Source organism: Pseudomonas sp. B13(2017), assembly GCF_002113245.1.
Taxonomy (GTDB): Bacteria; Pseudomonadota; Gammaproteobacteria; order Pseudomonadales; family Pseudomonadaceae; genus Aquipseudomonas; species Aquipseudomonas putida_Z.
The window spans coordinates 1-807 of the sequence record NZ_NEJX01000054.1; the positions used below are offsets into that span (position 1 = coordinate 1).

1 protein-coding gene is annotated in these 807 nt (G+C 59.1%); it reads right to left on the bottom strand.

The window, feature by feature from the left end:
* Positions 1-366 (bottom strand): thiamine pyrophosphate-binding protein (locus tag CAG44_RS27350; RefSeq protein ID WP_256575277.1); only part of this gene is annotated, 366 nt, incomplete at its 3' end.
* Positions 367-807 lie beyond the last annotated feature (441 nt).

An 807-nucleotide genomic window follows, 5' to 3' on the forward strand; every position in this document is an offset into this window, starting at 1 on the left:
GATGGGGTCCATCATGCCGCACACGTCGATGATCTGGAAACGGCCCTGCTTGGACTTCTTGATCGGCTTCTGGCCGGTGATCATCATCATCGGCATGCCACCCAGGTAGGCATAGGCGCTAGCGGTGACCAGGTTGGTGGCGCCAGGGCCGAGGGTCGACAGGCTGACGCCGGTCTTGCCGGTCAGGCGGCCGTAGGTGGCGGCCATGAAGCCTGCGGACTGCTCGTGACGGGTAAGTACCAGCTTGATCTTCGACTTGCGCAGGGATTCGAGCAGGTCGAGGTTTTCTTCACCGGGAATACCGAATACATACTCGACACCTTCGTTTTCCAGGCATTGCACAACGACATCGGCGGCCTTGGCCATCTTGCTTGCTACCTCAAGTGATGGGACGGTGGAAGTCCGGAAATGCGCAGCACGGTACGCTGGCATCGCTCAGCCCGGGGCCAGGAATGCCCCGAACCAAAGTCTTGACGTAGGCCAGGCGCGGGAAAGTCACGTGAATGTGACGGGAATATTGTCGCAGCCAAGGTATTTTGCGGTCGGGGTGGGAGCCGGCATGTCGAGGCGTCGAACCGCCGCGAAGCGGGCGACATGGTGGATGGCACCGGCTTTGCCGGTGTTCGCGGGTGAACCCGCTCCCACAGAGGAGGGTTGTGCAGGCCTGGGATTTTTTTTGCCAGAAAGACAAAACCCCTACCTGCATGCGCAGATAGGGGTTTTGCGAAATGAATCTTGACGATGACCTACTCTCACATGGGGAAACCCCACACTACCATCGGCGATGCATCGTTTCACTGCTGAGTT